This is a genomic window from Acidovorax sp. HMWF018 (assembly GCF_003061035.1).
In the GTDB taxonomy this organism is placed as follows: Bacteria; Pseudomonadota; Gammaproteobacteria; order Burkholderiales; family Burkholderiaceae_C; genus Acidovorax; species Acidovorax delafieldii.
This window is the reverse complement of the sequence record NZ_QAIM01000403.1, coordinates 1-1,655: the sequence shown is the minus strand read 5'-3', so window position 1 is coordinate 1,655 and position 1,655 is coordinate 1. Positions and strand designations below refer to the sequence as shown.

The following is a 1,655-nucleotide window of genomic DNA, read 5'->3' as shown; positions in this document are numbered from 1 at the left end:
TTCGATGAGGTGCTCTGCCTGGGGCTGCAGCTGAACCTGAGCGGCCGGGTGCAGTTGCAGCAGTGGGATGCACCGGTTTGCGAGGGCGAAATGTTCCTCTGGCGCACCGACCAGCGGCAGGACCATGAGGTGCTGGAGCGCACCCACAGCGTGTCGCTGATGATTCCCTGGCAGCTCATGCGCGAGCAGCTGCCGAGGCGCAAGCAGCCGCCGACAGCCTGCCGCATGGATAGCCGCACAGGCGTGGGGGCGCTGTTGAGCCAGCACCTGATGGGGCTGGCCAAGGAGCTTGGCGCCATGCCGCCCTCTGCACACCTTGCCCTGTGCCGCACGGTGATAGGGCTGCTGGATCTTGCGTTGCCAGAGCCGGAGAGCGCCACCCGGTTCACGGCCATGGCCGCGTTGCGCGAACGGGCGCTGGCCTACATCGCCCAGCATTTGCACGAGGATGACCTGAGCCCGGCACGCATCGCCGCCGCGCTCGGCATTTCGCGGCGCTACCTGCACGCGCTGTTTGCGCAGGGCGACACCACGGTGGTCGGCCACATCCTGGAAAGCCGGTTGCAGGCGTGCTGGCGGGCACTGATTGACCCGGCCTGCAGGCACCAGCAAATCTCGCAGATCGCCTTCCACTGGGGCTTCAACTCCACCAGCCACTTTTGCCGCGCATTCAAGCAACGCTTTGGGATGCCGCCCAGCGATGCGCGCGGGATGGGAGTCCATGGCCCGGCCATGGGCCAGGCCCGGCCAGCCGGGTTTTCCCTTGTGCACGCAAAGTCACTCGCCATGCGCTGGCGGGCAAGACGTGCATGGGCTGAATGCCGACGATAGGCCAAGTCTTCCACCCTTCACCTTCACAGCACCCACTTTCCGAGGAACGCCCCCATGCTGCCGCAACTGCACCGCCAACCCTGGATGGACAGCGACATCGAGACCTTTCGTGACCAGGTTCGCCGCTACATCGCCGCCGAGATGGCTCCGCACCTGCCCGTCTGGCGCGAACAGGGCTACATCCCGCGCGAGGTCTGGCGGCCCTTCGGCGAAATGGGTTTCATGCTGCCCGAGCTGCCCGAGGAATACGGCGGCGCCGGGGCCAGCCTCGCCTACCAACTGGTGGTGCAGGACGAACTGACCCGGGCCGAGATGCCGAACAACGTCACGGTGCACAGCATCGCCTCGCACTACATCATGGACTTCGGCACCGAGGCGCAAAAGCAGCGCTGGCTGCCCAAGCTGGGCAGCGGCGAGATGCTGGTCGGCATTGCGATGACCGAGCCGGGCTGCGGCACGGACTTGAAAGCCATATCCACCCGCGCACGCCGCGATGGCGACCACTATGTGATCGACGGCGCCAAGACCTTCATCACCAACGGCTTTACCTGCAATCTGCTGATCGTGGTCGCGCGCACCGGCGAGGCAGGCAGCCGGGGGCTGTCGCTGATCGTGCTGGAGACAGAAAACCTGCCCGGATTCCGCGTGGGCCGCCTGCTCGAAAAGATCGGCATGCCCGCGTCGGACACGGCGGAACTGTTCTTCGACGGGGTGCGCGTGCCGGCCGATCAACTGCTGGGCGGCGTCGAAGGGCATGGCTTCAAGCAGTTGATGGGCCAGTTGCCCTACGAGCGCATGTCCATCGCCGTGCCGGCCGCAGCCGT

The 1,655-nt window shown here is 66.2% G+C and carries 2 protein-coding genes; both read left to right on the top strand.

The genetic code is table 11. From position 1 onward, the window contains the following. The coding region (locus DBR23_RS16345) for a helix-turn-helix domain-containing protein (RefSeq protein WP_233250497.1) at window positions 1-831 on the top strand (831 nt) is incomplete at its 5' end. 54 nt (window positions 832-885) lie between these two features. Continuing rightward, the coding region (locus DBR23_RS16340; protein WP_108498949.1) for an acyl-CoA dehydrogenase family protein at window positions 886-1,655 on the top strand (770 nt) is incomplete at its 3' end.